This is a genomic window from Streptomyces sp. NRRL F-4489 (assembly GCF_001509485.1).
Taxonomy (GTDB): Bacteria; Actinomycetota; Actinomycetes; order Streptomycetales; family Streptomycetaceae; genus Streptomyces.
In genome coordinates this window covers 24,358-50,483 of record NZ_LLZI01000236.1, presented here as the reverse complement: position 1 = coordinate 50,483, position 26,126 = coordinate 24,358, and the positions used below count along the sequence as shown (strand labels likewise).

Annotated in this window: 22 protein-coding genes; 8 read left to right on the top strand and 14 right to left on the bottom strand. The window is 71.6% G+C overall.

What is annotated here, in order from left to right:
- Window positions 1-293: 293 nt before the first annotated feature.
- The 3 genes from ADL22_RS21795 to thyX form a co-directional block, all read right to left on the bottom strand.
- Complete coding sequence (locus ADL22_RS21795; protein WP_066982274.1) at window positions 294-1,979, bottom strand: ribonuclease J; 1,686 nt, start codon at window positions 1,977-1,979, stop codon at window positions 294-296.
- 114 nt (window positions 1,980-2,093) lie between these two features.
- Window positions 2,094-2,993 carry a 4-hydroxy-tetrahydrodipicolinate synthase gene (dapA, locus tag ADL22_RS21790; protein WP_066982271.1) on the bottom strand — a complete coding sequence of 300 codons (900 nt, stop codon included), beginning with the start codon at window positions 2,991-2,993 and terminating at the stop codon, window positions 2,094-2,096.
- Window positions 2,994-3,219: 226 nt separating this feature from the next.
- Window positions 3,220-3,966, bottom strand: a complete 747-nt coding sequence (thyX, locus tag ADL22_RS21785) for an FAD-dependent thymidylate synthase (RefSeq protein ID WP_066982269.1) — start codon at window positions 3,964-3,966, stop codon at window positions 3,220-3,222.
- 231 nt (window positions 3,967-4,197) lie between these two features.
- Between thyX and ADL22_RS21780 the strand changes: the two genes are divergently transcribed.
- A complete protein-coding gene (locus ADL22_RS21780; RefSeq protein ID WP_066982267.1) occupies window positions 4,198-4,440 on the top strand; it encodes a hypothetical protein in 243 nt (80 codons plus the stop codon).
- A 114-nt stretch (window positions 4,441-4,554) separates the two neighbouring features.
- Complete coding sequence (locus tag ADL22_RS21775; protein WP_066982264.1) at window positions 4,555-5,106, top strand: phage holin family protein; 552 nt, start codon at window positions 4,555-4,557, stop codon at window positions 5,104-5,106.
- 138 nt (window positions 5,107-5,244) lie between these two features.
- Here the strand turns inward: ADL22_RS21775 and ADL22_RS21770 are convergent, their stop codons facing one another.
- The 6 genes from ADL22_RS21770 to eccD all read right to left on the bottom strand — a co-directional run bounded on the left by ADL22_RS21770 (window position 5,245) and on the right by eccD (window position 12,381).
- Window positions 5,245-5,721 carry a hypothetical protein gene (locus ADL22_RS21770; RefSeq protein ID WP_066982261.1) on the bottom strand — a complete coding sequence of 159 codons (477 nt, stop codon included), beginning with the start codon at window positions 5,719-5,721 and terminating at the stop codon, window positions 5,245-5,247.
- Window positions 5,722-5,770: 49 nt separating this feature from the next.
- Window positions 5,771-6,523, bottom strand: a complete 753-nt coding sequence (dapB, locus tag ADL22_RS21765; RefSeq protein ID WP_066982257.1) for a 4-hydroxy-tetrahydrodipicolinate reductase — start codon at window positions 6,521-6,523, stop codon at window positions 5,771-5,773.
- Between the two features lie 55 nt (window positions 6,524-6,578).
- Window positions 6,579-7,958: a M16 family metallopeptidase gene (locus ADL22_RS21760; RefSeq protein ID WP_066982254.1), complete on the bottom strand. Its 1,380-nt coding sequence runs from the start codon at window positions 7,956-7,958 to the stop codon at window positions 6,579-6,581.
- Window positions 7,955-10,177 (bottom strand): polyribonucleotide nucleotidyltransferase, encoded by a 2,223-nt coding sequence (locus tag ADL22_RS21755; RefSeq protein ID WP_066982238.1) that lies wholly within the window; start codon window positions 10,175-10,177, stop codon window positions 7,955-7,957. The genes ADL22_RS21760 and ADL22_RS21755 overlap by 4 nt, the downstream gene beginning before the upstream one ends.
- A 295-nt stretch (window positions 10,178-10,472) precedes the next feature.
- A complete protein-coding gene (gene rpsO, locus ADL22_RS21750; RefSeq protein ID WP_030624900.1) occupies window positions 10,473-10,760 on the bottom strand; it encodes a 30S ribosomal protein S15 in 288 nt (95 codons plus the stop codon).
- 154 nt (window positions 10,761-10,914) lie between these two features.
- The gene (eccD, locus tag ADL22_RS21745; protein WP_066982235.1) at window positions 10,915-12,381 is read right to left on the bottom strand and encodes a type VII secretion integral membrane protein EccD; all 1,467 of its coding nucleotides are present in this window, start codon (window positions 12,379-12,381) and stop codon (window positions 10,915-10,917) included.
- 254 nt (window positions 12,382-12,635) lie between these two features.
- On the opposite strand from eccD, the gene eccCa reads away from it, so the two are divergent.
- Window positions 12,636-16,601: a type VII secretion protein EccCa gene (gene eccCa / locus ADL22_RS21740; protein WP_066982233.1), complete on the top strand. Its 3,966-nt coding sequence runs from the start codon at window positions 12,636-12,638 to the stop codon at window positions 16,599-16,601.
- 92 nt (window positions 16,602-16,693) lie between these two features.
- On the opposite strand, the gene ADL22_RS21735 is transcribed toward eccCa, so the two are convergent.
- Both ADL22_RS21735 and ADL22_RS21730 read right to left on the bottom strand, forming a co-directional pair.
- Window positions 16,694-17,470, bottom strand: coding sequence for a WXG100 family type VII secretion target (locus ADL22_RS21735; RefSeq protein WP_066982229.1), 777 nt, complete (start codon window positions 17,468-17,470; stop codon window positions 16,694-16,696).
- Window positions 17,467-17,775: a hypothetical protein gene (locus ADL22_RS21730; protein ID WP_066982283.1), complete on the bottom strand. Its 309-nt coding sequence runs from the start codon at window positions 17,773-17,775 to the stop codon at window positions 17,467-17,469. Before ADL22_RS21730 ends, ADL22_RS21735 begins: the two co-directional genes overlap by 4 nt.
- A 238-nt stretch (window positions 17,776-18,013) precedes the next feature.
- Here ADL22_RS21730 and ADL22_RS21725 point away from each other — a divergent pair, with 238 nt between their 5' ends.
- The 3 genes from ADL22_RS21725 to ADL22_RS21715 all read left to right on the top strand — a co-directional run bounded on the left by ADL22_RS21725 (window position 18,014) and on the right by ADL22_RS21715 (window position 22,260).
- Window positions 18,014-18,415 carry a hypothetical protein gene (locus ADL22_RS21725; RefSeq protein ID WP_066982221.1) on the top strand — a complete coding sequence of 134 codons (402 nt, stop codon included), beginning with the start codon at window positions 18,014-18,016 and terminating at the stop codon, window positions 18,413-18,415.
- Window positions 18,416-18,967: 552 nt separating this feature from the next.
- Complete coding sequence (locus ADL22_RS21720; protein WP_107116360.1) at window positions 18,968-21,214, top strand: hypothetical protein; 2,247 nt, start codon at window positions 18,968-18,970, stop codon at window positions 21,212-21,214.
- A complete protein-coding gene (locus ADL22_RS21715) occupies window positions 21,211-22,260 on the top strand; it encodes an SUKH-4 family immunity protein (protein ID WP_066982216.1) in 1,050 nt (349 codons plus the stop codon). Before ADL22_RS21720 ends, ADL22_RS21715 begins: the two co-directional genes overlap by 4 nt.
- A 145-nt stretch (window positions 22,261-22,405) precedes the next feature.
- On the opposite strand, the gene ADL22_RS21710 is transcribed toward ADL22_RS21715, so the two are convergent.
- Complete coding sequence (locus ADL22_RS21710) at window positions 22,406-22,963, bottom strand: hypothetical protein (RefSeq protein WP_159048701.1); 558 nt, start codon at window positions 22,961-22,963, stop codon at window positions 22,406-22,408.
- Between the two features lie 170 nt (window positions 22,964-23,133).
- Window positions 23,134-23,577 carry a hypothetical protein gene (locus ADL22_RS36330; protein WP_066982211.1) on the bottom strand — a complete coding sequence of 148 codons (444 nt, stop codon included), beginning with the start codon at window positions 23,575-23,577 and terminating at the stop codon, window positions 23,134-23,136.
- Between the two features lie 525 nt (window positions 23,578-24,102).
- Between ADL22_RS36330 and ADL22_RS21700 the strand changes: the two genes are divergently transcribed.
- The gene (locus tag ADL22_RS21700; RefSeq protein WP_234430796.1) at window positions 24,103-24,459 is read left to right on the top strand and encodes a WXG100 family type VII secretion target; all 357 of its coding nucleotides are present in this window, start codon (window positions 24,103-24,105) and stop codon (window positions 24,457-24,459) included.
- 155 nt (window positions 24,460-24,614) lie between these two features.
- On the top strand, window positions 24,615-25,622 hold the full coding sequence (locus tag ADL22_RS21695; RefSeq protein ID WP_066982206.1) for a PE-PGRS family protein: 1,008 nt from the start codon (window positions 24,615-24,617) through the stop codon (window positions 25,620-25,622).
- Between the two features lie 128 nt (window positions 25,623-25,750).
- Here the strand turns inward: ADL22_RS21695 and ADL22_RS21690 are convergent, their stop codons facing one another.
- A complete protein-coding gene (locus ADL22_RS21690) occupies window positions 25,751-26,113 on the bottom strand; it encodes a hypothetical protein (protein ID WP_066982203.1) in 363 nt (120 codons plus the stop codon).
- Between the last annotated feature and the right edge of the window lie 13 nt (window positions 26,114-26,126).

Genomic DNA, 26,126 nt, shown 5'->3' with positions numbered 1-26,126 from the left:
TTTCTCGCGGTTCCGACTTTATCAGATCCTTTTTCGTTCCCGGTCCGCCGCTCGGTGAGCCGCGGGTGGTTCGAATTCGGTTCCGATTTTCGTCGGAGGGGGTTTGTCTTTCGGCTGATCCGACTTTATCAGATTGCTCCGGGTCGGAATTCCGCCTGGCTGGGAGGAGCGGTCCGTACGCACAGGCGTGCGGGGCTTCCCGTTCTGGCGGAGCCGTAAACGTACTGGAGCGGGGCGCCTGGATGCAAATCCGGGCGCCCCGCTCGTGGTTCAAGCGTCGTACGACGCGTCCGTCAGACCTCGACGACCACGGGGAGGATCATCGGGCGGCGGCGGTAGTTGTCCGACACCCACTTGCCGACCGCGCGGCGGATCAGCTGCTGGAGCTGGTGCGGCTCGGCGACGCCGTCCTGGGCGGCCCTGGCCAGCGCCTCGTCGATCTTCGGGACGACGCCCACGAAGGCGTCGTCGTCGATACCGGAACCGCGGGCGTGGATGTTGGGTCCGCCGACGGTCTTGCCGGTGCTGCTGTCCACGACCACGAAGACCGAGATGATGCCCTCGTCGCCGAGGATGCGGCGGTCCTTGAGGTGCGTCTCGGTGACATCGCCGACCGAGAGGCCGTCGACGTAGACGTAGCCGGCCTGGACCTTGCCGCTGATCCTGGCGATGCCGTCGATCAGGTCGACGACCACGCCGTCCTCGGCGATGACGATGCGGTCCTTGGGGATGCCGGTCAGGGCGCCCAGCTCGGCGTTGGCGCGCAGGTGGCGCCATTCGCCGTGCACCGGCATGAGGTTGCGCGGCTTGCAGATGTTGTAGAAGTACAGCAGCTCGCCGGCCGAGGCGTGGCCCGAGACGTGGACCTTGGCGTTGCCCTTGTGGACGACGTTGGCGCCCCAGCGGCTGAGGCCGTTGATCACGCGGTAGACCGCGTTCTCGTTACCGGGGATGAGCGACGAGGCCAGGATGACCGTGTCGCCCTGGACGATGCGGATCTGATGGTCGCGGTTGGCCATCCGGGACAGCGCGGCCATCGGCTCGCCCTGGGAGCCGGTGCAGACCAGCACCACTTCCTCGTCGGGGAGGTCGTCGAGGGTCTTGACGTCGACGACCAGGCCCGCGGGGACGTTGAGGTAGCCCAGTTCGCGGGCGATGCCCATGTTGCGGACCATCGAGCGGCCGACGAAGGCGACCCGGCGGCCGTACTCGTGGGCGGCGTCGAGGATCTGCTGGATGCGGTGCACATGGCTGGCGAAGCTGGCCACGATGATCCGCTTGCGGGCGCCGGCGAAGACCTGGCGCAGCACGTTGGAGATATCGCGCTCGGGCGGGACGAAGCCCGGGACCTCGGCGTTCGTGGAGTCGGTGAGGAGGAGGTCGATGCCCTCCTCGCCGAGCTTGGCGAAGGCCGGGAGGTCGGTCAGCCGGCGGTCCAGCGGGAGCTGGTCCATCTTGAAGTCGCCGGTGTGGACGACCATGCCCGCGGGGGTGCGGATGGCGACCGCGAGGGCGTCCGGGATGGAGTGGTTGACCGCGACGAACTGGCAGTCGAAGGGCCCGAGCCGCTCGCGGTCGCCCTCGGCGACCTCGAGGGTGTACGGGCGGATCCGGTGCTCCTGGAGCTTGGCCTCGATGAGCGCGAGGGTCAGCTTGGAGCCGATCAGCGGGATGTCCGGCTTCTCCCGGAGGAGGAAGGGGACACCGCCGATGTGGTCCTCGTGGCCGTGCGTGAGCACGATGCCGTCGATGTCGTCGAGGCGGTTCCTGATGGACGTGAAGTCGGGCAGGATCAGGTCGATTCCGGGCTGCTCCTCCTCGGGGAAGAGCACTCCGCAGTCGACGATCAGCAGCCGGCCGCCGTATTCGAAGACCGTCATGTTGCGGCCGATCTCGCCCAGGCCGCCGAGCGGGGTGACCCGGAGGCCGCCCTCGGGAAGCTTCGGCGGGGCGCCGAGCTCGGGGTGCGGATGACTCAAAAGACTCTCCTCACCATGCGCGCCACGCTGCCTTCGGGGCACGTGGCGCGCATGACATTCGTGCACTTGCTTGTGTGGCGGTTGTTGGTCCGTATGCAGTTATGAAGTCTGTGTCTACAGCTGTACCCCGCCGGCGGCGAGATCGCGCTTGAGCTGCTCGGTCTCCTCCGGGGAGAGCTCGACCAGCGGGAGCCGCAGCGGTCCGGCGGGCAGGCCCTGGAGGCCGAGGGCGGCCTTGGTGGTGATCACGCCCTGGGTGCGGAACATGCCGGTGAAGACCGGCAGCAGCTTCTGGTGGATCTCCGTGGCCTTGGTGACGTCGCCGGTGAGGTGCGCGTCGAGCAGGGCGCGCAGCTCCGGGGTGACGACATGGGCCACGACGGAGACGAAGCCGACCGCGCCGACCGAGAGCAGCGGGAGGTTGAGCATGTCGTCGCCGCTGTACCAGGCCAGGCCGGAGCGCGCGATGGCCCAGCTGGCGCGGCCGAGGTCGCCCTTGGCGTCCTTGTTGGCCACGATCCGCGGGTGCTCAGCGAGCCGCACCATGGTCTCGGTGTTGATCGGGACGCCGCTGCGGCCGGGGATGTCGTAGAGCATCACGGGCAGGTCGGTGGCGTCCGCGATCGCCGTGAAGTGGCGGTGCAGGCCCTCCTGCGGCGGCTTGTTGTAGTACGGCGTGACGGCGAGGAGGCCGTGCGCGCCGGCGTCCTGCGCGGCGCGGGCCAGCTCGACGCTGTGCCGGGTGTCGTTCGTGCCGGCTCCGGCGACGACGAAGGCGCGGTCGCCGACGGCGTCGACCACGGCGCGGACCAGCTGGGCTTTCTCCGCGTCACTGGTGGTCGGGGACTCTCCGGTGGTGCCGTTGAGGACGATGCCGTCGTTGCCGGCGTCCACCAGGTGGGCGGCGAGCCGCTGCGCGCCGTCGAGATCGAGAGCGCCATCCGCCGTGAACGGCGTGACCATGGCGGTCAGCACCCGCCCGAAGGGGGTCTGCGGTGTGGAAGTCGGAGCCATGGGTCCCACGCTACTCGTAGGGCGCCGCGGGGTGTGCCTCTGGGGAGCCAAGGATGTGGACTCCGGCACTGCCTGCTCGGGGGTTCAAGCAGTGCCGGGTCCGTTTGTTCAGCGTAGATGAACTTCTCAAAATGCCGCAATCCGGACACTTCGGATGGGTATTGCGGGTGCCCCGGCCGGAGCGCGCCCCGGCCGGGAATTCCCGGCGGGGCGGCGCGGCGGCACCCTACGGGGCGATGCGGCCGTTCGCGTTGAAGGCCGCGTAGGTGAGGGGCATCAGCCGGGCCCAGTGGGCCTCCATCTGCTCGCCGACCATCTCGATCTCGCGCTGCGGGAAGGACGGCACCTTCGCCTGCTCGTGCTGGGTGCGCAGGCCGAGGAAGTGCATCAGGGAGCGGGCGTTGCAGGTGGCGTACATCGAGGAGTAGAGGCCGACGGGCAAGACGGCGCGGGCGACCTCGCGGGCCACGCCGGCGGCGAGCATCTCCTGATACGCGGCGTACGCCTGGCGGTAGGAGTCCTCCATGGCGCGGCTGGTGAGCTCGTGCTGCGCGGGGGTGCCCTCGACGAACTCGTACTTGCCGGGGCGGCCCTGCTGGACGAGCTTGCGGGACGCGCCGGGGACGTAGAAGACCGGCTCCAGCTGACGGTAGCGGCCGGACTCCTCGTTGTACGACCAGCCGACGCGGTGGCGCATGAACTCGCGGAAGACGAAGATCGGCGCGCTGATGAAGAAGGTCATGGAGTTGTGCTCGAACGGGCTGCCGTGCCGGTCGCGCATCAGGAAGTTGATCAGGCCCTTGGAGCGCTCCGGGTCCTTCTGCAGCTCCTCCAGGGACTGCTCGCCGGCCGTGGAGACCCGGGCCGCCCACAGCACATCGCTGTCCGCGGCGCTGTGCTTGACCAGCTCGACCGTCACCTCGCCGCGGAAGCTGACGGGTGCGCTCTCGGCGCTGTCGGGGGTGTGGGTCACCGGCGGTTCCTTCCGTTCGATCCTCGTGCGCGTCCAGCCTACGGCCCGCCACTGACAGGCCGGGAAATGCCAGCTGATGCGGCGTTAGCGACAAAACGGACCCCGGTCGCCGCCGTGCGGACGGCGGTTGATATTTTTCACAGAAGTAACGGAAAACGGGCACCAAACGGGCGGCTCAACCGTCTCTACCTGTGACAGTGCCCACTTCGAGGTTCCTAGGAGAGCCACCTCATGTTCCGCCGGCGAGAGCCCGTCCCGTTCGCCTTCGTTGCCGAGGCAGACCGGTTCCGCAGCAATGTCACTCCGCCGCCGCGCCCGCGTCCCTCGCGTGCGCAGCTCGTCGGCCAGTCCCTGATCACACTCACCGTGGTGGGCGGCCTGACGGGCGCCCTGCTGTTCGGGCTGCCCGCCCTGCAGCAGGACACCTCCGGCTCGACCGGGGTGCACCAGTCCGAGGCGGCGCAGCACCGCTGAGCGGCCGGCGGAGCGGGCCACCGGGTGGTTCCGCTCCGCCGCTCCCGATAGCCTCACCGCTCACGTCCGCCGGCACGCCGTTCCGTGCCGGCCAGCCGCGAGTGAGGACCCGCCGTGCCCCTGCCCTTCCTGACGGCCGACCGCGCCCTCAAGGCCGACGGCCGCGCCGACCCCGTCCCCCCGCCGTACGACGGCCCCGACACCTGGCGCCGCCCCTACCGCCCCGGACCGTGGCGGGTGGGGGCGGCGGCGGTGTTTCTGCTGCTCGCGTCCTTCGTGCTGCTCTCCGCGCTGATCATCGCGCTGGCCGGGTCGCCGGACGGTGCCGCGGTCTGCGCCGCGGTGGGGCTGCTGGTGATCGCGCTGGCCCTGCGGCTCGTACGGGCCGGGGTGTGGGTCAGCTCCCAGGGGCTGCGGCAGGCGCGGCTGCTGCGCACCACCACATGGCCGTGGTCGGCGGTCGGCGCGGTCCGCACCGTGCAGCAGCCGGTGCGCTGGCTGGGGCTGCCGCGGACGGTGCAGGGCCAGGCGCTGCGCGCCGAGCCGGTGCGGGGCGAGCCGCGCGAGCTGCTCACCGACCGCGGCGCGGACTTCCTGGGCCGTCCGGAGGGGTTCGCGCGGGCCGCGGACGTCCTGGCGGCGTGGGCGGACGAGTACCGCCCCTGAGGCCCCGGCGCGCCCGACGCCCCTGACGCTACGCACACGACCGCCCGGGCCCGTACGGCTAAAAGCCTGCGGGCCCGGGCGGTCGTCGTCTGCGCTCCGGGAGTCGTACGGGGCCGTCAGCCGGACCCGGTGGGGCCGTCAGCCGGTCCGGGCGGGCCGGCGGTCGCCGGGCACCGGCCGGCCGTCGTGCAGGGCGATGGCGCGCTGCATCGCCTTGCGGGCGCGCGGGGTGTCCCGGGCGTCCCGGTAGGCGACGGCGAGCCGGAACCACGTGCGCCAGTCGCCGGGCGCCTCCTCGGTCTCGGCCCGCCGCCGGGCGAAGACCTCGTCGGCCGCGTCCCGGTCGATCCGGCCGCCGGGGGTGCGGGCGAGGTCGTCGGCCGGCAGGCCGCCCTCCGCCGCCAGCTCCCGGGCGAGGCGGTTGGCGTCGCGCGCGAAGCGGGTGTTGGCCCACAGGAACCACGCGCCCAGGCACGGCAGGACGAAGGCCACCGCGCCCATGCCCATGGCCGCCGGCTCGCCCGTCAGCAGCAGCAGGACGCCCTCCATCGCCACCACGCCGAAGACCAGCACCAGCACGGTGGCGAGGAAGATGTAGGTGATCTTTCCGCCCATGTCCGTCAGTCCGTCCTGCTCGTCAGTCCCGTCGGTCCCGTCGATCCCGTCAGTCCAGATCGAGGAAGTTCTCCAGGCCCACCGTCAGGCCCGGGGTGTCCACCACGCGGCGGACGCCGAGCAGGATGCCCGGCATGAAGCTGCTGTGGTGCAGCGAGTCGTGGCGGATGGTGAGGGTCTCCCCCACCCCGCCGAGCAGCACCTCCTGGTGCGCCAGCAGGCCGCGCAGCCGTACCGAGTGCACCGGGATGCCCTCCACGTCCGCGCCGCGGGCGCCGTCCAGGGCGGTGGCGGTGGCGTCCGGCTGGGGCGGGCAGCCGGCCTCGGCGCGGGCCTTGGCCATCAGCTGGGCGGTGCGGGCGGCGGTGCCGGAGGGGGCGTCGGCCTTGTTCGGGTGGTGCAGCTCGACGATCTCGGCGGACTCGAAGAAGCGGGCCGCCGCCTGCGCGAACTTCATGGTGAGCACCGCGCCGATGGAGAAGTTCGGGGCGATCAGCACGCCCGTGCCGGGGGCGGCGTCCAGCCAGGTGCGCAGCCGCGCGAGGCGGTCGTCGGTCCAGCCCGTCGTACCGACGACTCCGTGGATGCCGTGGCGCAGGCAGAAGCCGAGGTTGTCCATCACCGCGTCGGGCGTGGTGAGTTCGACCGCGACCTGGGCGCCGGTCTCGACCAGCGTGTCCAGGGAGTCGCCCCGGCCCAGGGCCGCGACCAGCTCCATGTCGTCGGCGGCCTCGACGGCCCGTACGGCCTCGGAGCCGATGCGCCCCTTGGCGCCCAGGACGGCCACGCGCAGCTTGCTCATCGTTTTCCGTTCTCTCTCGGGGTGGGCGGCAGCCCGCTGGCGCCGTTCCGCCGGCCTAGGCGACGGCGTCGTCCAGGCGGGCCGCCTGCCGGTCCTTCAGGGGGCCGATGACGGACAGCGAGGGGCGTGCGCCCAGGACATCACGGGCCACCGCGCGGACCTCGTCCGGGGTCACCGCCGATATCCGGGCCAGCATCTCGTCGACCGACATGTGCTCGCCCCAGCACAGTTCGCTCTTGCCGAGCCGGTGCATCAGCGCGCCGGTGTCCTCCAGGCCGAGGACGGTGGAGCCGCGCAGCTGGCCGACGGCGCGGCGGATCTCGTCGTCGGTCAGGCCCTCGGACGCCACCGTGTCCAGCTCGTCCCGGCAGATCTTGAGGACGTCGTGGACCTGGTTGGGGCGGCAGCCGGCGTAGACGCCGAACAGGCCGCAGTCGGCGAAGCCGGAGGTGAACGAGTAGACGCTGTACGCCAGGCCGCGCTTCTCGCGGACCTCCTGGAAGAGGCGGGAGCTCATCCCGCCGCCCAGGGCGGTGTTCAGCACGCCCATCGCCCAGCGCCGGTCGTCGGTGCGGGCCATCCCGGGGACGCCGAGCACGACATGGGCCTGCTCGGTCTTGCGGTTCAGCAGGTCGACCCGGCCGGCGGTGCGCAGGGCGCGGCTGCCGGTGCGCGGGGCGACCGGGACGGCGTCCTGCCGGTCCAGGGCGCCGGCCCGCTCGAAGGCCCGGCGGACCAGGCGGACGACCTTGGCGTGGTCGACGTTGCCGGCGGCGGTGACGACCAGGTGCGTGGGGTCGTAGTGCTTCTTGTAGAAGCGGCGGATCCGGGGCGCGGTGAGCGCGTTGACGGTGTCGACGGTGCCCAGGACGGGGCGGCCCAGCGGGGTGTCGCCCAGCATGGTCTGCGCGAACAGGTCGTGCACGCAGTCGCCCGGGTCGTCCTCGGTCATCGCGATCTCCTCGAGGATCACGCCGCGCTCGGCGTCCACGTCCTCGGTGTCGATCAGCGAGCCGGTGAGCATGTCGCAGACCACGTCGATGGCCAGCGGCAGGTCGGCGTCGAGCACCCGCGCGTAGTAGCAGGTGTACTCCTTCGCCGTGAAGGCGTTCATCTCGCCGCCGACCGCGTCGATGGCGGCGGAGATGTCGAGCGCGGAGCGCCGTTCGGTGCCCTTGAAGAGCAGGTGCTCCAGATAGTGGGTGGCGCCGTTCAGGGCCGGGGTCTCGTCGCGGGAGCCGACGTGCGCCCAGATCCCGAAGGTGACGGAGCGGACGGTGGGCAGCGTCTCGGTGACCACGCGCAGCCCGCCGGGGAGGGTGGTGCGGCGGACCGTGCCGGCGCCCGCGGCGCCCTGGAGAAGCGTTTGGGTACGGGCGACGGCCCGCCCCTCCGAGGAGGTGCGGGCCGTCGTCGTGAACGTACGGGACGTCACTTGGCGGAGTCGTCCTTCGTGGTGTCGGCTGCCGTGTCTTCTTCCTCGATGACCGGGATCAGCGAGAGCTTGCCGCGCTGGTCGATCTCGGCGATCTCGACCTGGACCTTGGCGCCCACGCCGAGCACGTCCTCGACGTTCTCCACGCGCTTGCCGCCGGCGAGCTTGCGGATCTGCGAGATGTGCAGCAGGCCGTCCTTGCCCGGGAGCAGGGAGACGAACGCGCCGAAGGTGGTCGTCTTGACGACCGTGCCGAGGTAGCGCTCGCCGACCTCCGGCATGGTCGGGTTGGCGATGCCGTTGATCGTGGCGCGGGCGGCCTCGGCGGCCGGGCCGTCGGCGGCACCGATGTAGATGGTGCCGTCGTCCTCGATCGTGATGTCGGCGCCGGTGTCCTCCTGGATCTGGTTGATCATCTTGCCCTTGGGGCCGATGACCTCGCCGATCTTGTCCACCGGGATCTTGACGGTGATGATCCGCGGGGCGTTCGGGGACATCTCGTCGGGGACGTCGATGGCCTCGTTCATCACGTCGAGGATGTGCAGGCGGGCGTCGCGGGCCTGCTTCAGCGCGGCGGCCAGGACCGAGGCGGGGATGCCGTCGAGCTTGGTGTCGAGCTGGAGGGCGGTGACGAACTCCTTGGTACCGGCGACCTTGAAGTCCATGTCGCCGAAGGCGTCCTCCGCACCGAGGATGTCGGTGAGGGTGACGTAGTGCGTCTCGCCGTCGATCTCCTGGGAGATCAGGCCCATGGCGATGCCGGCGACCGGGGCCTTGAGCGGCACACCGGCGTTCATCAGCGACATCGTGGAGGCGCAGACCGAGCCCATGGACGTCGAGCCGTTCGAGCCCAGCGCCTCGGAGACCTGGCGGATCGCGTAGGGGAACTCCTCGCGGGTGGGCAGCACCGGCACCAGCGCGCGCTCGGCGAGGGCGCCGTGGCCGATCTCGCGGCGCTTGGGGGAGCCGACGCGGCCGGTCTCACCGGTGGAGTACGGCGGGAAGTTGTAGTTGTGCATGTAGCGCTTGCGGGTCACCGGGGAGAGGGTGTCCAGCTGCTGCTCCATGCGGAGCATGTTGAGCGTGGTGACGCCCAGGATCTGGGTCTCGCCGCGCTCGAACAGCGCCGAGCCGTGGACCCGCGGGATCGCCTCGACCTCGGCGGCGAGCGTACGGATGTCCGTGACGCCGCGGCCGTCGATGCGCTTCTTCTCCTTGATGACGCGCTCGCGGACCAGGGTCTTGGTCAGCGAGCGGTACGCGGCGGAGATCTCCTTCTCGCGGCCCTCGAACTCCGGGAGCAGCTTCTCGGCGGCCAGCGCCTTGACGCGGTCCAGCTCGGCCTCGCGCTGCTGCTTGCCGGCGATGGTCAGCGCCTGGGCCAGCTCGTCCTTGACGGCCTTGGTGAGGGCCTCCAGGACGTCGTCCTGGTAGTCGAGGAAGACCGGGAACTCGCCGGTCGGCTTGGCGGCCTTGGCGGCGAGGTCCGACTGGGCCTTGCACAGGACCTTGATGAAGGGCTTGGCGGCCTCCAGGCCGGCCGCGACGACCTCCTCGGTCGGGGCCTCGGCACCGCCCTTGACCAGCTCGATGGTCTTCTCGGTGGCCTCGGCCTCGACCATCATGATCGCGACGTCGCCGTCGGGCAGTACCCGGCCGGCCACGACCATGTCGAAGACCGCGTCCTCCAGCTCGCTGTGGGTGGGGAACGCCACCCACTGGCCGTTGATCAGGGCGACGCGGGTGCCGCCGATCGGGCCGGAGAAGGGCAGGCCGGCCAGCTGCGTGGAGCAGGAGGCGGCGTTGATGGCGACCACGTCGTAGAGGTGGTCGGGGTTGAGCGCCATGACCGTCTCGACGATCTGGATCTCGTTGCGCAGGCCCTTCTTGAAGGACGGGCGCAGCGGGCGGTCGATCAGGCGGCAGGTGAGGATGGCGTCCTCGGAGGGGCGGCCCTCACGGCGGAAGAAGGAGCCGGGGATCTTGCCGGCTGCGTACATCCGCTCCTCGACGTCGACGGTCAGCGGGAAGAAGTCCAGCTGGTCCTTCGGCTGCTTGGAGGCGGTGGTGGCCGACAGCACCATGGTGTCGTCGTCCAGGTAGGCCACGGCGGAGCCGGCGGCCTGCTTGGCCAGGCGGCCCGTCTCGAAGCGGATGGTGCGGGTGCCGAAGGAACCGTTGTCGATCACGGCTTCGGCGTAGTGGGTCTCGTTCTCCACCAGGAATATCTCCTCGTCTGCGTCCGCTGCCCGTGTGGCAGGGGACCGTCTTCGGTGGAGCGCCGGTGCGGGCCGGTCTTCGATCGAAGCACCCGGGGTGCTGCCGCATGGTCGGGACCATGGGCCGTCCGGGGGCCACTACCGAGGACCGGCGGCCAAAGGGCGCTCTACCGCGTTCGCTTTTGCGATATGGCACCAGACTACAAAGCTTCCGTCCACCGCGCGGTGGTACGGGCGTCCGGTGCGTACGGCAAAGGGAGCGGTCCCCGGTGGGAACCGCTCCCTTTACGCCGTGTTACTTGGCGCCCGCCGCGCCGCGGCGGATGCCCAGCCGCTCCACCAGCTGGCGGAAGCGGGTGATGTCCTTCTTCGCCAGGTACTGCAGCAGGCGGCGGCGCTGGCCGACGAGCAGCAGCAGACCACGGCGGGAGTGGTGGTCGTGCTTGTGGGTCTTGAGGTGCTCGGTGAGGTCCGAGATGCGGCGGGAGAGCAGCGCGACCTGGACCTCGGGGGAACCGGTGTCACCCTCCTTGGTCGCGAACTCGGCCATGATCTGCTTCTTCGTTGCGGCGTCGAGCGACACGCGTACTCCTCGATGATTCCGGTCCATGAGCGCCCCTGGTCTGCTTCACAGGGAATCGTCGGATGACTCGAATGGACCGTCACACAGCGTACCAGCTGGAAAAGGCCCCCCGACCGGGTGGTCGGGGGGCCGCTCCGTCGCAGGTGCCGTACCGCTAGCTGCTGGTCAGGCCGCGCACGGTGCTGTAGACGTCGAGGACCGCCAGGCACAGCGGCACCAGGGACAGCAGGACCAGGCCGTCGAAGATGTCGAAGATCCGGCCCCAGAAGGGGGTGACGCCCTTCTTCGGAACGACCAGGCCGACGCCGACGAGGATGGCGGCGCCCACCGCGATGCTGGCCGAGAACCACACCGTGCGGACGTTCAGCGGACCGGCGTCCTGGAAGCGCTCCAGGGTGATGAAGATGTCCGTCGGCGGGTGCAGCGCGATGCCCAGGATGAGCAGCACGATGGTGAGGATGCCGGCCACGGTCAGGCAGGCGACCTGCGCGGTGTAGTCGAAGAGCCGGGCCCGCAGCATGATCGTGATGCCCGCGGCCATCGCCAGGACCTGGGCCCAGACGTTGTCGGAGAAGCCCAGGACGATACCGGCGGAGCCGACGACCAGGGCGGAGCAGCCGGCGACCAGGCCGAGCAGGAGCTCGTGGCCGCGCTTGGCCTGGTTGCCGATCTTCACGAAGTCCACCGACTCGGTCTCGGACGAACCGGACTCCAGGGCGCCCTTGGCGATCTGGTCGGGCGAGCGGTAGCCGATGGGCAGCCGGGCGAAGCGGGCGGAGAGGCCGGGCAGCCAGGCGACCATGGCGATGGAGACCACGGCGGTGACCGCGGCGACCTCGCGCGGCGCGGCGTCGGTGAGGATCGCGGCGAAGACCGCGAGGGTGCCGATCGCGGAGAGGAAGGCGGCCGCCACGAAGGGGGCGTCGCCGCGCGGCAGCAGCACCACCAGCAGCACCGAGGCGATCAGCACCGTCACACAGCCGACGAGCAGGTGCAGCCGGCCGGGGCCGGAGCCCGGGTCGACGGGGAAGATGCCGGAGCCGGCGATCAGCAGGTGCGGCAGCGACGCCAGGCCCAGGGCGATGGAGGAGGCGTGGTCGTCGTAGACCCGGGCGCGGACGCCGGCCAGGGAGACCAGGACGACGCCGACGACACCGGCGATGATGCCGGGCAGGCGGTGCATATCGCGGTCGACCGGGTTGGAGAACCACAGCGCGAACGCCATCATCACCAGCAGCAGCACGCCGGCGCTGAGGCCGACCACGCGCATCAGGTCGTCGCTCCAGCGGCTGCGGTTCTGCTTGACCGCGGAGGCGATGGCGTCCGAGACGTCGTCGAAGACCGGCAGCGGCAGCGACTCGGCGAACGGCTTGAGCAGCAGCAGGTCCCCGTCGAGGATCTGCTGCTGCGCGAGCGACTGGCCGGCGTCGAGGACCGTGCCGTCGCGGCGTACGAGGTGATAGCCGGTCGGGGCGCCCTCGGCCTGGGACTGCCCGGAGAGCCGCAGGATCTCCGGGTAGATATCGACGAGTGCCACGTCCTCCGGCAGCGCCACGTCGATCCGTGCGTCCGGCGCGGCGACCGTGACCCGGCAGAAGCCGGTGCCAGTGCTCGTGCTCACCTGGCGGTTCCCCCTATCCGTTGGGCGTTTTGTCGCGTCGCGCTCCCTATATATAGGGCCGTCCTCACCGGGCTGTGGCGCGCTCGCGGGGCGTCAGCGTACCGTCCGATCGGGGCCCTGCCCCACCCACCCCTTGACTTGACGCGTAACAGTAGGATCAACGCCTGCGTCGGGCCAAGGACTTGGCTCGGGGGACCGTCGAATCCAACGGGGGCGGTCCGAGACTGCGAGATGCATGAAGGACTGATGCCTCGGTGAGCGTTGTCATCGTCAAGCGCCCGCCCCGCGCGCTACCACCTGAAGTCCCCTCGGAGGAGGTGGTACTTGAGGCGCCTCCGGAGCTGCCCCGCGAGGGCGAGCCGGAGAATCTGCTGATGACCTTCATGCCCATGATGGGCATGGCGTCGTCCGCGGGGTTCCTGTTCATGGGGAACCAGCCGTTCATGAAGATCATGGGCGGTTTCATGGTGGCCTCCACACTGGCGATGGCGATCATGCAGATCGTCAAGGCCCGCCAGGGTCCGTCCGGACAGATGGTGCAGGAGCGCCAGGACTACCTCAAGTACCTTGCGCAGAAGCGGAAAGAGGTACGGCGCACCGCCCGCCGGCAGCGCGACGCGCAGCTGTTCATCCACCCCGACCCCAGCCAGCTGTGGTCGATCGTGGCCGAGGGCAAACGGGTCTGGGAACGCCGGGCGAACGACCCGGACTTCGCGCAGGTGCGCCTGGGGCTCGGCCCCCAGCAGCTGGCCACCCCGCTGCGGGCACCGGAGACCGCTCCGGTCGACGAGCTGGAGCCGCTGACCGCGCACGCGATGAAGGAATTCCTCGACAAGCACGGCCATCTGGAGAACCTCCCGCTGGCGGTGTCGCTGCGCGCCTTCTACCACCTGACGGTCTCCGGTGACCCGGACACCGTCTACGGCGCCTCGCGGGCCATCGTCGCCCAGCTGTGCACCCTGCACTCGCCCGAGGACCTGGTCGTGGCGGTCGTCGCCGCGCCGGGCGCGCAGGCGGAGTGGGAGTGGACGAAGTGGCTGCCGCAGGTGCAGGACAAGACCACCGACGGCGCCGGCACCCGCCGGCTGGTCGTCGGCGACCTCGGTGAGATCGAGGAACTGCTGGCGGACGAGCTGGAGGGGCGCGGGCGGTTCACCCCGCAGGGCCCGCCGGTGACCGACACCCCGCACGTGGTCATCGTGCTGGACGGCGGCGAGGTCCCGATGGACTCGGTGATCGCCGGGGCCGAGGGCCTCCAGGGCGTCACCATCCTGGAGATCGTGCCGGGCGACCTGGACGAGATCCGCGGCGGGCTGGCCGTGCAGGTGTGGCCGGGCAAGCTGGTGCTGGAGTCGGCGAGCGGCGCGGTCTACCACGGCGTGTGCGACACCCTCTCGATCGCCGAGGCGGAGGCGCTGGCCCGCCAGCTCGCGCCGCTGCGCGCCGGTTCGGGCGCGGACGGCGAGGAACCGCTTTTGTCCGCACTGGACTTCACCGATCTGCTCAACATCGGCGACGCCGGTTCGCTGGACGTCTCCAAGACCTGGCGGCCCCGGACGCTGTCCGAGCGGCTGCGGGTGCCGATCGGTGTCGACCGCGACGGCCAGCCGGTCATGCTGGACATCAAGGAAGCCTCGCAGCAGGGCATGGGCCCGCACGGCCTGTGTGTCGGTGCGACCGGTTCCGGTAAGTCCGAGGTGCTGCGCACCCTGGTGCTCGCGCTCGCGGTCACGCACTCCTCGGAGACCCTCAACTTCATCCTCGCCGACTTCAAGGGCGGCGCCACCTTCACGGGTATGGCGGACATGCCGCACGTCGCGGCGGTCATCACCAACCTCGGCGAGGACGTCACGCTGATCGACCGCATGCGCGACTCGATCACCGGTGAGCTGCAGCGCCGCCAGGAGCTGCTGCGCTCGGCGGGCAACTACGCCAACATCACCGACTACGAGAAGGCGCGGGCCGCCGGTGCTCCGCTGGACCCGCTGCCGTCGCTGGTGATGATCATCGACGAGTTCTCCGAGCTGCTCGCCGCCAAGCCCGACTTCATCGAGATGTTCATCCAGATCGGCCGGATCGGCCGGTCGATGGGTGTGCACATGCTGCTCGCCTCGCAGCGCCTGGAAGAGGGCAAGCTGCGCGGTCTGGACACCTTCCTCTCGTACCGCCTGGGTCTGCGGACGTTCTCCGCGGCCGAGTCGCGGACCGCGATCGGTGTGCCCGACGCCTACCACCTGCCCAACGTCCCCGGTTCCGGCATCCTGAAGTACGACACCGAGACGATGGTGCAGTTCAAGGCCGCGTACGTCTCCGGCACCTACCGCGGTCCGGGCGGCGGCGGCCGCGGCGGCAGCGGCGGCGGCCGGAGCACCCGCCTCCCGGTGCCCTTCACGGCCGCCCCGGTCATCGAGCAGATCATCGAGGACCCGACGCCGCTCGAGCCGGACGCGCCGGAGATCGACGACGCGCTGGCCGACACCGTCCTGGACGTGATGGTCCAGCGGATGCAGGGCCAGGGCCCGCCGGCGCACCAGGTGTGGCTGCCGCCGCTGGAGGAGCCGCCCACGGTCAACCAGCTGCTGCCGGCCCTGGCGGTCACCCCCGAGCGGGGCGTGCACGCGCCGGAGTACACCGCGCTGGGCAAGCTCGTGGTGCCGGTCGCGCTGGTGGACAAGCCGTTCGAGCAGCGGCGCGACGTGATGTACCTCGACTTCTCCGCCGGTGCCGGCCACGGTCTGGTCGTCGGTGGTCCGCAGTCCGGCAAGTCGACGCTGATGCGGTCGATGATGGCGGCGTTCGCGCTCACCCACACCCCGTCCGAAGTGCAGTTCTACTGCCTGGACTTCGGTGGCGGCGGCATGCTGACCATGGAGGGCCTGCCGCACGTCGGCGGCGTCGCCTCGCGTCTGGACGCGGAGAAGGTCCGCCGTACGGTCGCCGAGGTCGTCGGCATCCTCAACCAGCGCGAGGAGTTCTTCCGCTCCAACAACATCGACTCGATCTCGACGTACCGCCAGCGGCGGGCGGCGGGCGCCTTCCCCGACGAGAAGTGGGGCGACGTCTTCCTGATCATCGATGGCTGGGGCACGTTCAAGACCGACTACGAGCAGCTGGACCCGGTGATCCTGGACATCGCCGCCCGGGGTCTCGGTTTCGGTGTCCACCTGGTCGTCGGCGCGTCCCGCTACACCGAGGTCCGGCCCGCCCTGCGCGACCAGCTCCTCAACCGCGTCGAGCTGCGCCTGGGCGACCCGATGGAGTCGGAGTTCGACCGCAAGCGCGCGGAGAACGTCCCGATGGGCAAGCCGGGCCGCGGTCTGTCGCCGGAGAAGCTCGACTTCCTCGCGGCGCTGCCGCGCCTGGACGGGATGAGCGACCCGGAGACGATCAGCGACGGCATCGCCAACCTCGTCCAGACGGTCAGCGAGCACTGGCAGGGCGAGCCCGCCCCCAAGGTGCGGATGCTGCCGACGATGCTGCACGCCTCGGATCTGCCGCGCGGCGGGGACTACCCCGAGCACGGCATCGCGATCGGTGTCGACGAGACCACGCTGTCCCCGGCGTTCATCGACTTCGAGACCGACCCGCTGCTGGTCATCTACGGCGAGAGCGAGTCCGGCAAGTCGTCGCTGCTGCGCCTGCTGGCCAAGCAGATCGCCGAGCGGTACCCGTCCGACAAGGCGCTGATGGTGGTCTCCGACTACCGGCGCGCGCTGCTCGGCGAGATCCCCGAGTCGCATATGTACAAGTACTGCGCCGCGGGGCCGCAGCTGCAGGAGGTCATCAGCGGGCTGGCCGGTTCGCTGGGCCGGCGTATGCCGGGTCCGGACGTCACGCCGGAGCAGCTGCGCAACCGCAGCTGGTACGACCTGCCGGACGCGTTCGTGATCGTCGACGACTACGACCTGGTGGCGACCAGCAGCGGCAACCCGCTCCAGCCGCTGCTGGAGTACCTGCCGTTCGCCCGTGACCTGGGTCTGCGCCTGATCCTGGCGCGCAGCTCCTCGGGTGCCGGCCGGTCCTCGTTCGAGCCGGTGATGCAGCGCGCCAAGGAGCTCGGCGCGCAGGGCCTGATCCTGTCGGCCGACCCGGCCGAGGGTCCGCTGATGGGCAACGTCAAGGGCCAGCAGCTGACGCCCGGACGGGCCACGTTCATCACGCGCAAGCGCGGTGCGCAGCTCGTCCAGACGGGCTTCCTGCCGTTCGGCGGCGGGCAGTAGCCGCAGCGCGGGCGGAAAGACGGCGGTGGGGCGTCCCTCGGGGAGGGGCGCCCCACCGGCGTTGTGGGATGCGGGAGTTGGCGTTCCGGGTGTCAGCCGAAGGCGCCGTGCTGGGTGACGTCGGGAGCGGGCTGGCCGGGGGTGTCGGGCTTGGGGTCGGACGTGGCGTCGGCCTTCGGTGCGGGCTTCTCCGCCGGCTTCCCGGAGTCGGGGGCGTCCCCGGCCGGTTTCTGTCCGGACGCCGCCTTCTCTCCGGACGCCGCCTTCGCCTCCCGTTCGTCCGCCGCGCGCTGTGCCTCGGCCGGGTTCGTCCGGACGCCCTTGGCGAGGCCGGTGCCGCCGGGCGTCGCGGCCGCGCCGTCCCGGGGCCCGAACGGGTCCGGCCCGTGGGCGGCGGTGGAGCCCTCCCACTGGTGCCGCAGCTGCGGGACCTGGCTCTGGCCGCCCCCGCCGCCGCCCTTGCCCCGCCGGCCGAACGAGCCGCCGAGGGCGTTGGCGAGCTGGCCCAGCGCCATGAAGCCGTAGGCCATCTCCGGGCCGGACGAGGACTGCTGCGCCACCTGCGGGGCGTTCGCGGAGGCGGCGTCGTGGTCGCCCCCGCCGCTGCCGCCAGGGTGGGACGCGGCGGCCGCGTTGTCCAGGTCGGCGGCGGCCAGTTCGAAGGCCGGCAGGGACTCGTCCACCGTCCGCTTCAGCTGGTGCCACTCGGCGGCGAACGCCTCGCCCGCCGGGCCGTGCCAGTCGGCCGCGGCGGCCGTACCGACGTGCCGGTCCAGATCGCGGACCAGCCCGTCCAGGTGCCGGCCCATGTCCCGCCAGCCGGCCGCCGCCTCGTGCAGCGCGTGGGGATTGCGCCGGGGTTCGGTCACTTGACGCTCCGCATCATCTCGGCGAGCTCGTCCTCGGCCGCCTGGGTGTTGGCCACGGTCTCCTTGATGCCGCCGCCGACCTCGGCGAGCCGCTGCTGGAGCTGGGAGAGCGCGCGCTCGGCCTCCTCGAACAGCTCGCGGTACGGCCGGGCCGCCTCGTCGCTGCCGAAACCGTCCCTGAGCGCTTCGGCGTCCGCGCGCCGTCTGAATGCGCTCAGCTGCCGGCTCAGTTCTTCCGCTCGTATCTCGAAGGTCGTACCGAGCTTGTGCAGCGCCTCGGTACTGAGCCGGACTTCATCGGACATCATTTCTCCCCGAATTGAATGACAGCGACCTGCTGTACATCGTCTTCAGGTCTAGCACACCCGCAATAGGCCCGAAGCCCTTCACGAAGCGGCTTCCGCCCGGAGCGGCGAAGGGACGCGGAGCAATATGCGGCAATACCGACAACCCGCCTTGACGACCCGTTCGCATCCGTCATTAGACTCAGGACGCCGGTGCAGCACGCGCGGTTGCTGTGCCACCACGTACAAGGGGGCAGACATGAGCGATGAGCGGCAGATCCAGGACGAGGACCTGATGGACGTCGCCCAGGATCACGAGCAGGCCCACCGCCTGCGCAAGGCACTGAAGGTGCTCGCGGAGAACCCCAATGTGGGCGGCAAGCTCCAGGAGATGGCCAAGGAAGTGCTCTCCGGCCGGATGGGCATGAAGGAGGCCATCGAGACGCCCGGCTACCTCGACGCCCTGGGCGACCGGATCAGCCAGATCCGGCGGGCGGCCGAGGACCAGACGATGGCCGAGCGCGAGGAGTCCCGCGCGAAGTTCGCCGAGTGGCAGAAGAAGCAGGAGGAAGAGGAGGACCGCGAGCGCGCCGAGCGCGACGGCCCGAGCCTCAACCTCGTCACCGGCCCGCGCCGGGGCGGTGGGCGCGGCCACCGCTGAGCCGCCGGCGGACGCCGTTCCGCCCCGCGGGCGCACGCCGTCCGCCGCTGCGACCGATCGATCCGCTCTTCCGGGCCCGTACGCCGGCCGGGGAGGGCGGATCGTCGCGTTTCCGGGGCGGATTGGCCATTACTGATCTTTCGGCGGCCCGCCGCCGGTCGGCATCCTGTGAAGAATCCGGAGAAAGTGCGGGGAAGTCCCGGGAAGCACGGGGAGCCCGGGGGAATTCCGGGAGTCCCGGCCCGCACGGTGATGACGAAATCCGGGGATTCACCCGCTAAAGCGGATACACCCGGTGTTGCGGGTGAAGCACAGGAAATCCGTTGAAGCGGGTGCAAGGGGCGCGTGGAGCGCGTACGTCCCGCAATGCGTACGCCCCGGAGCGGTCCCCGGGGCCGGGAACGCCGTCCGCGCCGGTCGCCGTGTGTGCCAGTTCCGGAACAGCCGCCCCTCGGCCGTCCCGTCCGCCCGGACCGGAACATAGGATCTACCGGGTACAGGCACGGATCCACGGAAGTGGAGGGCGGGAATGATGTGGGGGACGACGAAGTCATGAGCGCCTCGGACGAAGCAGCCGGCACGGCGCCCGGATACGCGCCGCATCCGTATATCGGCGGCCGCACCGCCGTCCTCAGCGCACTCGCCGCCTGGCGCATGCGGTGGCCGGGCGCGCCGCGCGTCATCGTGCTCACCGGCGACCCCGGCAGCGGCCGTTCGCGGCTGGTCGCGGGCTTCCTGATGCTGTGCGACCCGGAGTACCGCAAGCGCCTGCCGCTGGACGACCTGGACCCGGCGACGGTCCCGCCGGACCTCCCGGCCCCCGCCGTCCCCGACCCCCGGGGCCGGACGGCCGCGCAGGTGCTGTGGTTGCTCGCCGACCACCTCGGGCTGGCCGCCGCCCGCGCCGCGGACGTCTTCCCCGCGCTCGCCGCGCTCGACGAGCCGGTGGCGGTCGTCGTCCCGGACGTGGACCAGGCCGGCCCGGTGCGCGCCGCGAACGAACCGGCGCGCCTGGTCCGGGAGGTGCTGGCCCCGCTCGCCGCGACCCCGACCGTCCACCTGCTCGCCGAGGTCCCCCGGGAACTCGCCGGCGAGCTGGCCGGTGCGCTGCCGCGCGGCCAGGTGCAGGTGATCGACCTCGACGCGCCCGAGTGGGCCGACCCGGAGGGCCTGGTCCTCCAGGCCGAGACGGCGCTCACCCCGGAGGCGGGCGCCCCCGACCTGCCGTTCACCACCGACCCGGCCGCCCGCCGGGCGCTCGCCGAGGCGCTGGCCCGGCGCGCGGACGGCAGCCGGCTCACCGTCCGCCTGGCCGTCCAGTCCCTGTTCACCCGCCCCGAGGGCTTCGACCCGGAGGACGAGGGCCACCTGCCCGCCACGGTGGGCGAGGTGCTCGATCTGCACGCCCGCCGCCTGGGCGCGGACCCGCTGATTCTGCGTCAGATGCTCGCGCCGCTGGCGTTCGCGGAGGGCGACGGCCTTCCCGTCCAGCTCTGGCGCCCGCTGGCCGACGCGGTCGCGGGCCGGGACATGAGCCAGGTGCTGGCCGAGGGGATGCTGCTCGCGGCGCCGTTCATCGAGCCGGTGGAGACCGGGGGCGAGGAGGACCCGGCCGGGGACGTTTCCGGGGACGGGGACGGGGCGCGCCCCCAGGCCGCCCGCACCCTCATCCGCCTGGCGCACCCGGCTCTCGCCGCCGAGATCCGCGCCGCCGTGCCGGACGCCCGCGGCGTCCAGACCCGGATCGCCATGGCGCTGCTGGAGGCGGTCCCCCAGCAGGACTGGTCGCGGGCCGACCCGTACGTCCGCGACCACCTCGCCGGGCACACCCTGGACGCCGGGCTGCTCCCCCAACTCCTCACCGACCCGGGCCTGTTCATCCACGCCGACCCGGTCGCGCTGCGCACCGCCGTCGAGGCCGTACCGCTGGACCAGCTGGGCGCGCCGGCCCGGACGTATCTGCGCACCGCGCCCCTGTTCACCCGCACCGAGGCGCCGGCCGAGGTCCGGGCCGCGCTGCTGGAGAGCGCGTTCGTGGAGGACGGTCTGCCGCCGTACGCGGAGGCGGTGCACGGGCTGGGCCTGGCGCTGCCGTGGCGCACCCTGTGGAGCCTGCCGCTGCCGGGCGTCCTGTCGGTGACGACCGGCCTCGTCCCGGCGCCGGACGCCGCGGACCCGGCCGCTCCGGCGGACCCCGGGGCCCAGGCCGCCCCGCCGCCGTCCGGTGGCGCCGCCCGCCCGGTCGCCGCCCTGGTCGTCCCGGCCGGGACCCCGGGCTCCCGCCCCCTCCCGCCCCCGGAGACGGCCCCGGCACCGGAGTCCGCACCGGCGGACGAGGGGACGGAGCCGCAGGCCGGGACGGCCCCGCAGCCCGCCGCCCTCCTCCTCCACGACCTGCTCCGCCCCGGGTACGTCGACGCCGACCCCGCGCGGGTGCGGCGCCCGTCCGAGGAGGAGCGGGCGGCGTCCCCGTACGCGTTCAGCCGGGGCGCCGACTACCTGCGGGTGTGGGCCCGGGAGAGCGGCGAGGTGGTGACCGCGCTGGTCTCCGACTCCCCGTTCCGCGACGCGGACCTCTCCCCGGAGGGCGTCCTGCTCACCGCCACCGAACGCGGGGTGACGGCCCGTCAGATCCTGGCGCCGGCACCGGCCCCCGCGGCGGCCCGGCCCCCGGCCGGCGAGGCGACCGCCCCCGCGGCCGCCGGCATCCCCGCCCAGTCCACCGGCCCCGCGCCCACCACCGCCGTCCCGGCGCCCCCCGCCGACGCCGCCCACGGCCCCGAAGGAGACCGCTCGTGAACACCCAGGCGCAGGCAGACCCCGCCGCCCAGCCGCCGGTCACCGGACCCGGCAACACCGCCGTGGCGACCTACCAGGACCCGTCCACCGGCGAGGACACCAGCCTCGCCAAGGTCTCCCGCCCCGGCCTGCCGCCCGCCGAGTACCAGCTCCACGACGCGCTGCGGCAGCTCGGCGTGGACGGCGCCGCGGTGCGCGCGGTCCACACCGACCTGCGGCCGGCGATGCTGCCCGGCGGCTATACGGGCGACTTCGTGCTGCGCGCGTTCCCCAACGCCGCGTTCTCCTGCACCGCGGAGTACGGCATGCGCCCCGAGGAGCGCGCCGCGGGCATCGCCGGACTGCTGCGGCACATCGAGACCATGCACCGGCTCGCGGGCCGCCAGGCGCCGCCGCAGCCGTACCGCGCGCCCGTTCCGCAGGCCGTGGCGCCCGCGCCGCCGCTGTCCGGCGCGGAGCTCGGCGCGCACCTCGCCGAGGTCTTCGGGCCCGACGCGGTGCGCCGCGCCGACCCCGGGGCGCTCGCCGCGACCCCGCTCCCGGAGGACACCAAGGCCACCCTGGCCGAGGCCGGGCTCCCCGCCCGCGTCCCGTACTTCTTCACCGCCGACGACGCCGCCAACCCCCCGGCCGGCGGCCTGTACACCGACGTCGGCACCCACCTCCGGGAAGCCGGGACGGACGCCCAGCCGCAGATCCTGGACATCCTCACCGGCTACGTCCGCCTGGGCACCGACGGCCTGTACACCGTCGCCGTGCAGTGCACCGCCCCGGAGGACGACCCGAGCCAGCTCGGCACCCTCTGGGCCGTCCAGCCCGGCACCGGCGGCGCCCGCTTCGTCAACCGCTCGCTGGCCGCCTACCTCCGCTCCCTGGCCCTCCTGACCACCACCCGCCAGGGCCTGGCCACCCAGGACCCCTACGCGGCCGGCGCCACCCTCGCCGCCTTCCAGGAGCACCTCGTCGCCCTGGACCCCTGGTCCCTCGACAACCCCGACAACTGGTGGTCCCTCGTCCTGGAACAGATGTGGCAGGGGCTCTTCTGAGCCCACGGGTCGCGCGCCGGGACGACCGGCCGCCCCGCCCGCAACGCCGGAGAGGCGCCGGCCACAGCGCCGACGCCTCTCCGTTCCGTTTCCGTCCCGTCCCGTCCCGTCCCGTCCCGTTCCGTTCCGTTCCGCGACAGCGTTCCTAATCCCCTTGTCGCATCCGCTCGGTGAACATTTTCGCCAGCTTGATCAGCGTCGGGTCGGCGGTGCCCTGCGCCGTGCTCCCGCGGTACTCGACCGTGCCGATGAACTGGCCCTGGTGTATCACCAGCTTCTGGTCGTCCCGGGTCCAGTCCTTGTTGCCCGCGAACGCCACGCTCTCGGAGCCGAGCGTCTCGGCGTTCAGCACCTGGTACTTGGTCGAGCTGTTCCGTACGTACGGACCCCACAGCCGGAAGGCTTTCCTGGCCGCGGTGTCGCTGCGGTACACGACCACGTGGAACCGCGCGGTCCTGCTCTTGTCGCTGCTCCGGTACCCGGCGTCACCGGCGGCCACGGCGTCCTTGCACCAGCCCCCGGGGGTGTCCGAGAAGTAGCTGCACTTCTTGGCGGCCAGCGGGCGGCTGGACGGCTTGTCGGCCACGGTCCGGAGCTCGGCCGGCAGGCTCTCGCCCGGCGGCAGGACCTTCTTGGCCACGTCGGCACCCCCGAGCTTCGTCCCCGTCCCGCACCCCGCCAGCGCGAACGACATGGCAAGCACGGCTATGCCGACACCTTGCGCCTTCCGGCGCGCTCCGAACCGCACGGCAACTCCTCGGGTCTGGAAACAGGGGCCCCATTCCTATCAGGGGAGGACGACGCGCCCGCGGCCGCCCGTGGTTCCGCCTCACGCCGTCCGGCAAGGACGACCGCACGGCGCGGGCCCGGTCCTCAGGGCAGCAGCAGCCAGTCGGCGGCGATCGCGGCCGCGAGGCCCACGCCCAGCAGCCAGGTCCCCAGCCGGGTGCGCCCGTTCCGGGCCAGTTCGATGACGATGCCGCAGAGGACGAGCGCGGCGCCGTACACCCCGACCACCAGCACCGAGTGGCGCGAGGCGAGGCGGATCACCAGCACGACCGCCACCGCGGCCATCAGCACGGACGCCAGCACGACCCGTACGCGACGGGCCTGACGCGGCGTCAGGCCGGTACGGCCCTCCCGTACCGGGTCCTCCGCCTCGTCGCCAGTCCCCTCCCCCTCGCCCTCCGGGCCGTCCCCTTCGTCCTCCGGGCCTTCCCCCTCGCCCTCCGGGCCTTCGCCCTCGTCCCCGGGAACGGGCTCGCCGGGCCGCTCGTCCCCGGGTTCTTTCCGCGCTGCACTCCCCGCTGCGTCCATGAGCGGAAATGCTACGGGAGCCCGTGATCACGCCGTCCGCCCGCCCGGTCCGGCAGGTCCGGCAGGTCCGGCAGGTCCGGCAGGTCCGGCAGGTCCTGCGGGCCGAACGCGCCGGGACTCGCCGAGGTCGCCGAGACCGGTCGTCCGGGCCGCCGCCCCGCCGTCCGCGCCGGCGTCGATTTCCCCCGCCTCAACTCCCCCGAAAGCGGCCGGATTTTTGGCGCCGAACGCCGTTGACGCCACCCTCCTCCATCCCGGACCGTGGATTACCGGAATCACCCACCCCGTCCGCGCCGGCCTCCACACCGCCTTCGCCATATGTACCCCATTTCCGCACCTCCTCCGATTCCGCGAAGCGAACAAAGGCCACCAAGAGCCCGACCCGCCCAAAACCCCAGAATTCCGATATCCGTTGAGGCGCCCGCGGTCCCTCCTCCCCTACCCGGCTCTCGCCTTGACACGTCTACACTCGGACCGCCTAACCTGTAACCGGTCAGGCGTGACGCACACGATCACGGACACACCGTGAATACTGTGAATACGGGGGCGATGATGGCCGGCAAGGAATTCGACGTCGATCCGGACGTCCTGAAGACGCAGGGCGACGCCTTCGTCCACATCGGCAGCGACTTCAGCAAGGCGTCCAAGAAGCTCCAGGACGACCTCGAAGGGCTCGGCAGCCCGTGGGAGAACTGCGACTTCGGCGACGCCTTCGAGACGATCTACACCCCGATCAGGGACGGCATGTTCACGTCGATGGACTCCCTCGGCGAACGCCTCCAGGGCATCGGCGACAAGCTCCAGGGAATGGCGCGGACGTACTCCGAATCGGACGAGCAGGGCATCCACGTCATCAGCGCGGTCGGCCGCCCGCAGCTCTGACGCCGGCGGCTGCCGCGTCGTGCGGCGGCCGGACGCGGCGGCTCCGGAGGCCGGCGTGATCGCCCCGCCCCCGCCGCCCCGCGCTGTCCTCTCCTTCCCTTCCCCGCCTCTCCATCCACTCCGCATTCGGTCATACCCGCACGGGGGCGAACACTGTGTCATTGCAGCTGCCAGGTGAGCTTGTCTGGATCCTGAACCTACTGGGCTACGACTGGCCCGACGCCGACGAGGACAAGCTCCACGAATGTGCCACGGCCTGGCGCAATTTCGCGCAGTCGGTCGAACAGACCCAGTCCCAGGGCACATCGGCGGCCAATCAGGTGCTCTCCGCCAACTCCGGCGAGGCCATTGACGGCTTTTCCCATGAATGGGGCGAGTTCAACGGCTCCGGGGGCAGCGGCGACAACTACCTCCGCGACGCGGCCGCGGCGGCCGAGGTCATCGCCGTCGCCTTCGACGCGGCGGCCATCGCGGTGCTCGCCGGAAAAATCGCGGTCATCGCGCAACTCGTCATCCTGGCCGCGGAAATCATCGCGGCCCAGGCCGCCGCCCCGTTCACCTTCGGCCTCTCGGAAATCGGTGCGGCCGGCGCCACCCAGGCGACCCGTGTCATCGTCCGCCAGATCCTCGCCAAAATCAGGCAAGAGGTCATGCAGGCGGCCACCAAGGCCATGGAGCACGCCACCATGGACGCCATCAAGAAGCTGGCGAAGAAGGCGGTCTCCAAGGAAGCCCGCCAACTGGCAATGGACTACGCCAAGAAGACGGTCAAGGACACGATCAAGGACACCGTCAAGGAGAAGGTCGTCGACGCGGCCAAGGAGAAGGCCACCGAAGCCGGCACGGAGATGGCCCAGAACATCGTCGAGCAGGGCATCGAAACTCACTTCGGCGAACGCGACGGCATCAAGCTCAGCGAAACCGCGGACATCGGCAAGGAAAAGGCCGGCGAATACGTCGACGGGCTCAAAGAGGGCGCCGACGATCTCACCAACCCCAAGACGTATATCGACCACGCCCGGGAAGACCTCACGAACCGGGGGCTGGACCAGGCCCAGAAGCACGTCGACCAGCGCACGGGCGGCGCGGCCACCCGCCACCAGGGCGTCACCGACGGCGCCAAGGACACCGTCCGGGAGCAGGTCCGCTCGGTCTTCGGCTGAGCCCGGGCTTCTCCCCACACCCCGCCCGGTCGGCTCTCCACCGGGACAAGCGGGCGGCACCGGACCCCCGGTGCCGCCCGCTCCGGCTCATCCGGAGCCGCCCGTCCTCACCTCGCGCCGGCCCGCTATCAGGACCGCGGCGACCGGCTGCCGGAGGGGCCGCCTCCACTCCCCGGCGCCTCGTCCGGGTCGTACTGCCGGACGGCCTGGCGCTGCTGCGGCGACATCGCCCGCCACTGCTCCCGGAGCGGGGCCAGCCCCTCGCTCAGCGCACGGTGCCCCGCGGGATCGTCCAGGACGTCCTTGAGCTGGACCCGCCCGCTGAGCATCTTCTTCGCCAGATCCCGCAACGCGGCGGGAGCGTTCGGATTGTCGCGTACCGCCCGCAGCGTCGTGGTGCGGTGCTCGTTCTGCTCCTCGGTGAGGTCCTTCTCCTCGATGGGATAGTCGCGCTCACCGAGAGCGTCGGTAGGGGAATTGCTGTCGCGCATCGTGGGGATTCCT

What these genes read in the sequence shown, in the direction of transcription:
- dapA (WP_066982271.1), bottom strand. Translation starts at nt 2,993, where the DNA reads ATGGCTCCGACTTCCACACCGCAGACCCCCTTCGGGCGGGTGCTGACC.
- ADL22_RS21780 (WP_066982267.1), top strand. Translation starts at nt 4,198, where the DNA reads ATGTTCCGCCGGCGAGAGCCCGTCCCGTTCGCCTTCGTTGCCGAGGCA.
- ADL22_RS21770 (WP_066982261.1), bottom strand. Translation starts at nt 5,721, where the DNA reads ATGGGCGGAAAGATCACCTACATCTTCCTCGCCACCGTGCTGGTGCTG.
- dapB (WP_066982257.1), bottom strand. Translation starts at nt 6,523, where the DNA reads ATGAGCAAGCTGCGCGTGGCCGTCCTGGGCGCCAAGGGGCGCATCGGC.
- ADL22_RS21730 (WP_066982283.1), bottom strand. Translation starts at nt 17,775, where the DNA reads ATGTCCGATGAAGTCCGGCTCAGTACCGAGGCGCTGCACAAGCTCGGT.
- ADL22_RS21725 (WP_066982221.1), top strand. Translation starts at nt 18,014, where the DNA reads ATGAGCGATGAGCGGCAGATCCAGGACGAGGACCTGATGGACGTCGCC.
- ADL22_RS21720 (WP_107116360.1), top strand. Translation starts at nt 18,968, where the DNA reads ATGAGCGCCTCGGACGAAGCAGCCGGCACGGCGCCCGGATACGCGCCG.
- ADL22_RS36330 (WP_066982211.1), bottom strand. Translation starts at nt 23,577, where the DNA reads ATGGACGCAGCGGGGAGTGCAGCGCGGAAAGAACCCGGGGACGAGCGG.
- ADL22_RS21690 (WP_066982203.1), bottom strand. Translation starts at nt 26,113, where the DNA reads ATGCGCGACAGCAATTCCCCTACCGACGCTCTCGGTGAGCGCGACTAT.